Origin of the sequence: Cyanobium sp. BA20m-p-22 (assembly GCF_024346275.1) — a bacterium.
In the GTDB taxonomy this organism is placed as follows: Bacteria; Cyanobacteriota; Cyanobacteriia; order PCC-6307; family Cyanobiaceae; genus Cyanobium_A.
Genome location: NZ_JAGQCQ010000228.1, coordinates 1 through 6,034 on the forward strand (window position 1 = coordinate 1; position 6,034 = coordinate 6,034).

The following is a 6,034-nucleotide window of genomic DNA, read 5'->3' on the forward strand; positions in this document are numbered from 1 at the left end:
GGGGAGCCGACGCCCTGCAGGAGGCCTGGAACGATGCCCTCAAGTTCAAGCACGACGCCCTGGCAGCCTTCCGCCTGGGCTACCTGAGCCTGCCCGAACGGGGCCTGGCAGAACAGCTCACCTGGGCATGCTGTCAGGCAATCGCCGCCCGCCTCGGCGCGCTCCCCGCCGGCAGCACCATACCCCAGGAGCTGCAGGCCCTGCCGGCCGCCCTGGCCTCTACTTACTACGCCAACCTCTCGGTATTCCGCTCGGCCCCAGACACCTGGGCAATCGACCAGCTATTTCCGGTCATGCCGATCCAACGGCTGCAGGAGCGCCCCGATGGACTGGGTAGCTTCGCCGACCTCACCTGCGATTCCGATGGAAAAATTGCCCGCTTCATCGACAGCGGCCAGGTGAAACCGCTGCTGGAGCTGCACAACCTGCGGCCAGGTGAGCCCTACCTGATCGGTCTTTTCCTCGGCGGGGCCTACCAAGAGGTGATGGGCAACCTGCACAACCTCTTCGGCAGCACCAACGCCGTGCACCTGCGCCTCAAGGCCAGCGGCGGCTACCAGATCGACCATGTGGTGCGGGGTGACACCAATGCTGAAGTGCTAGAAGCAATGGAACACGATCCCCAGCTCCTGCTGGAGCGGCTGCGGATGGCGAGCGAGGCAGCGATCGGCCGGGGTCAGCTGGGAATCAGCGACGCTCGCCGGCTGATGGCCCACCTGGAGGCCAGCCTGCGCCAAACCACCTATCTACAGCCCTGGGCTTGAGCTAATGGATTGGACCCTGCCGGAGCTGGTGCTGATGCTGGGCTTTGCCCATTGCCTCTGCGACTTTCCCCTGCAGACAGACAAGATGGCCATTGGCAAATGCCCCGGCTGCGGCCAGGTGGGCGTGGCCTGGGGCTACTGGATGGCCAGCCATTGCGGCACCCACGCCCTGGCAGTCGCCTTAATCACGGGGATGCCCTGGCTGGGGGCGGCTGAATTTGCGGCCCATTTCATCATCGACTTGCTCAAATGCCGCAAGCTGATCAATCTCGCCACAGACCAAGGCCTCCATCTACTCTGTAAAGTTACCTGGGCAATCTGCAGCCTGGCGCTGATTTCATAACCATGGCCGGCTGAAATGCTCAATCTGGGAGTCCTGATGACAGCCCTGGGCCTGGTGGTCCTGCTGATAGCCCTATGGCTGATCTGCAGGCGCACAAAGCTGGCCCCGGTGCCCCTACGCCTGCCAGGCCTGGCAATCCTGCTCTGGATTATGCATGCCAGCCTGCCGGCGAGCATTGCGGCATCCGAAAATAAAGTCTGGCTAGATTTAACCCTGCAACTAGGCAAAAGCTATGCAGCCCTGCAACTGGTGCTCTGGCTGACGCTGGAATTACCGGCTCCGATCAGCTGGTGGCCCCATCCGCCCAAGATCCTGCGCGACCTCGGCGCCCTAACCATCGGCGCCGCACTCACCCTGATCGGGCTGCAAAGGGCGGCCGATATCAACGTGGTCGGCCTGGTGACCACATCAGCGATTTTAACGGCCGTTATCGGCCTGGCTGCCCAAGAAGCCCTCAAGGACCTCTTTGCGGGAATAATGCTGAGGGTCGACAGCCCTTTTGAAGAAGGCGATTACCTCGAACTCGGCGATGACATAAACGGCTGGGTAGTTTCCCTCACCCTGCTGAGCACACGCCTGCGCCATGTTCACGGCGCCCTGATCACACTGCCAAACAGCATGATGTGGCAGAAAAACATGCGGCGCTTCAGCCCCAATGGTCCGATCGCCCGGGAACTGCACATCAATCTCGACAGGGAACTGCCACCCAACCAGGCAACGGAGCTGCTGCTAAAAGTGGCGGAAAGCTGCCCGAGTGTGCTGAAAAACCCAGCGCCAGAGGCAATTGTCTATGCCTATCACGACTACGCCAACACCTACGAACTTGAGGTGTGGCAGGAAGATCCCACCGACCTGGGCTACGACGAACTGAGGGGGGAGGTGCTCAGCCAGATCTGGTATGCCCTCGAGCGTATAGATCAACGGGTGCCCTACCCGATTACGGAATTTAAAAGACGCCTGGGAAGCTCAGGGCCGGAGAGCCCCGTCACATACGATCTGCAAGACCGGATTGCAATCCTGGCCAAGAGTCCCCTGTTTGGCCAACTCACCGAAAGCCAACTTGGCGGAATCTCTAAACTGACCCGCTGCATCCGCTTTGGCCAGGGGGAGAGGATCATCGTGGAAGGCGATGAAGGTAATACTCTCTACCAAATTGTCAGCGGCGAGGTTGCGGTTATAAAGAAAATGCAGGACGGTGAATTGCGCGAGCTTGCCCGCCTCAGTGCCCCGGCAATTGTCGGCGAGATGAGTGTTTTCAACGAGGAGCCCCGCAGTGCCACAATTGAAGCCTTGGGATCTTGTGTGGTGCTGGAAGTTGAACGCGACGAGCTGCGCCCACTCCTGCAGCATGAGCCGAAGGTGCTGGAGATGCTCGCTTCTGTGATTAGCCAGAGGAGGGCCGAATTGCTGAAGCTAAACTCTGAAACCAAGCTCCAACAGGAGGGGTCCCTACTCAGCAAGATGCGAATGATGTTCCTGGGCCTTTAGCGGTCTTTGAGCGGCATGGGCACTGATTGCCGTGGCAGGCAAAGCCCGTTATAACAAGGGAAATGTTGAGGTCACGGAGCACGCCCATGGGCGATATTCGTGCTGATTAGTGCTGCCCATGGCCCTGCTAGATGAATCAACGGAGGAGCTGCTGCAGGAGATCGCCCTTGAGCTGGCCTTTGTTCAATCAGGCGGCCAAAGCAGCATTGCTGCGCTGATCTCCTCCCTCGGCAAACTCCAGCAAATCGCAGCCGCCCAGGGAAAGGAGAAGGCACTGGAATTGAGCAGGGAACTGGGTGGCTGGCTTGTTGACTTGGAATCCCGTGGCACGGCCCTGGATGCAGGGGAACTTGAGGCGCTTCAGCAAAAATACCAACCCCTTGAGAAGGCACTCTATGCCGAAGCAAACAAAACAGAAGCTGGATTTACGATCAATCTGGAAAGCCAGGACGACCTCGAACTGCTCAATGAATTCTGCAATGAGGGCAAGGATCTGCTCTCACAGGTAGAACAAGGTGTCCTGGTTTTAGAAGAGGATCCTGCCCACAGGGAAACCCTCAACCAGGTGTTTCGCGCCTTTCACACCTTCAAGGGCGGTGCTGGATTCCTGGGGCTCGAGCCGATCAAAGACCTAGCCCATAACTTGGAATCCCTGCTTGATGCGGCAAGGCAAAATAGCCTTGTGATTGACAGACATGTCATCAACCTGATTCTGGCTGGGGGGGATACCCTGCGCAAGTTTGTGGATGGAATAGAGCAAACAATCCGCAGCGACAACAAAACAGCCCCAATCATCGTACCGACAAGGGAGCTGATCGAAAGGGTGAGGAGCACCCTCGATGGCAATCCTGGCGGGATGACGGTTAAAAAGCCCGGCGAAACAAGCGAGCTCGCCAGTGAACCGACCAGCGAGACAGCCAGTGAGACAGCTAATGAGACAGCTAATGAGACAGTCAATCAACCCGCCAGCGAGCCCGCCAACGAAGCGACAATCATTCCACCAATAGTCGAAGTCATTAAGCCAATTCCTACCCTACCCAGGGAAATAGAGGAGCCACAGCCAAAAACGAGCCCAAAACAAAAGGCGACCAACCTAAGCAACTTTGTCAAAATTGATACCCAGAAGCTCGACGCCCTGATCGATCTGGTGGGGGAGCTGGTGATTGCGAAATCGATGGTGGTGGAGCACCCAGTGGTGGCTGGGCAGCAATCGGAGGAGCTCTCGCGGGAACTTAGGCAGCTATCACGGATTGCTGCCGATCTACAGCGCAATGCGATGTCGTTGCGGATGGTGCCGATCCGCACCACCTTCCAAAAGATGAACCGCCTAGTTCGCGATTTAGCAAATAGTCAAAAAAAGCAAATCAGCCTGGTTACCAAGGGCGAAGATACTGAGCTGGATCGCAACATCGTCGAAGCCCTTGCCGAGCCGATGATTCACATGTTGCGCAATTCAATTGACCATGGAATAGAGCAGCCCGCGGAAAGAGAAGGCATGGGCAAGTCTGCTGAAGGAAAGATTGAAATTGAAGCCTGTCACCAGGCCGGTGGAATCTTGATCAGAATTGAAGATGATGGTCGCGGCATTGATCCCGCTCGAGTACTGGCAAAGGCAAGGGAAAGGGGCATTATCGACAGCGATTTCAATGGCAACACCCATGAAATCCTTAGCCTAATCTTCGAGCCCGGCTTCTCTACGGCTGAAACAGTTACCGATGTCTCCGGCAGGGGCGTTGGCATGGATGTGGTGAGGGGAAGTATCTCCAGGCTGCGCGGAAGGATCGACGTGCAATCGGTGGTGGGCAAAAGCACAACCTTCAGCATTTATCTACCCCTGACACTTGCCATCATCGACGGTATGCTGGTGGGAGCTGGCAACCAACGCTTTATCATCCCGACCCTTTCGATTCAGGAATCATTCAAGCCCACAGCGAGCATGCTGTCGACGCTGAAGGGGCGGGGGCAACTTGTAAATTTACGCGGCAGATTGATACCCATGATCAGTCTTTGCCAAAAGCTAAAAATCGACAAAGGCTCAGACGACCCCTCCGAGGGCATTATCCTGATCATCAACTCTGGCGGCCAAGCCAAAGGCCTGCTGGTAGACCATCTAATTAGCAAACAAGAGGTTGTCATCAAGCCGATGGGCGACACCCTGCAAAGCCAACCCGTTTACTCCGGGGCGGCAATCATGGGAGATGGGCGGGTGGCGCTAATCCTCGATCCGGATGCTCTGGGTCGCACCGATAGCCCTAGATCAGAATCCCAAACTTCAAGCAATTAACATGAATTTGAATGTCAAGTTTTTAATCAAAGCCAACGCTGCCCTGCTGACCGTGGCCCTAGTAGGCGAGGTGGCGCTACTGACCATCCTGACTCGGCCCATGTGGATCAACCAGCAGCTCTATAAGAACATTGTTGACCACCACGACCTAGCAGGAGATCTTCAGCCATCCCCCTTTGTGCTCCACGGCCTACGTGGCGAGGTCGCTCGGGCCCTTCTGTCAATCAAAAACTCAGGGCAAACTGAGCCAGCTCAGATTGCCACAAACCCAGCCATCAGAATCCTGGAGCAGTATTACGGCGAAAGAGTCACTAAGTTCAGGGATCGACAGCAGCTCTGGCTTGAAAATCCAAACTTTGCGCCCGATCTGCAGAATAAGTTTCGCAGCTGGACTAGTGGATCCAGCCAGGAATACCTGAATGCCATCGGCAACAACCTTATCCCCGCCCTGCAAGCAGGAAATCTAAAACAAGCTACAGAAATTGACCGGAATTTAGACGCAGTGTATCAAGAACACCTTTCCGGCCTCGCCGGCGTAATGGGTGCTAACCAGGCCGAGATTCAGGAACACGAAGCCGAAGCAGACAATGGAATCCGGGCAGCCACCCTCTGGATCATCTTTAGCACCCTAGCCCTACTGGGATTGGGTTATTTCACCCTCTACCTTATGCAAAAAGTGGCCGTAACTCCACTGAGCAAAATTGCAGGCGAGCTGGGCGACGGTGCCGACCAATTCATTGAGGCCACCAGCAGTGTGGCAAATGCAAGCTATGAAATCGCAACTGGGGCCAGGCAGGTGGCAAATTCCAGCCAGCAGATGGCCCAGGGCGCCTCAGAGCAGGCCGCCGCAATTGAAGAAACCAGTGCCTCGCTTGAGCAAATGTCGAGCATGATCCATTCCTCCGCCAGAAATGCCGATCACGCCAAAACCCTGGCGGGTGAAGCCCAGGCAAGCGCCAGCCTGGGTAATACCAGTCTTGAGGCGATGGCGGTGGCGATGGGGGCAATTGAGAAATCAAGCAACGAAGTTGGCAAGATTGTAAAAAGTATCAACGAGATTGCCTTCCAAACAAATATCCTTGCCCTCAACGCAGCCGTAGAGGCGGCACGGGCTGGCGAAGCAGGCTCGGGCTTTGCCGTCGTAGCAGAGGAAGT

General features: G+C 56.5%; 4 protein-coding genes and 1 pseudogene. All 5 read left to right on the forward strand.

Features of this window, described 5'->3' with window-relative positions:
* Window positions 1-764, forward strand: a pseudogene (locus tag KBZ15_RS16450) (arginine decarboxylase); the annotation flags it as partial.
* 4 nt (window positions 765-768) lie between these two features.
* Entirely contained in the window at window positions 769-1,107 is a 339-nt protein-coding gene (locus tag KBZ15_RS16455) for a DUF3307 domain-containing protein (RefSeq protein ID WP_255016281.1), read from the forward strand.
* Window positions 1,108-1,143: 36 nt separating this feature from the next.
* Entirely contained in the window at window positions 1,144-2,595 is a 1,452-nt protein-coding gene (locus KBZ15_RS16460; RefSeq protein ID WP_255016282.1) for a mechanosensitive ion channel family protein, read from the forward strand.
* 118 nt (window positions 2,596-2,713) lie between these two features.
* Complete coding sequence (locus tag KBZ15_RS16465) at window positions 2,714-4,879, forward strand: chemotaxis protein CheA (protein ID WP_255016283.1); 2,166 nt, start codon at window positions 2,714-2,716, stop codon at window positions 4,877-4,879.
* A gap of 1 nt (window position 4,880) precedes the next feature.
* Window positions 4,881-6,034: methyl-accepting chemotaxis protein (locus tag KBZ15_RS18585; protein WP_315859911.1), on the forward strand; the 1,154-nt coding region annotated here is incomplete at its 3' end.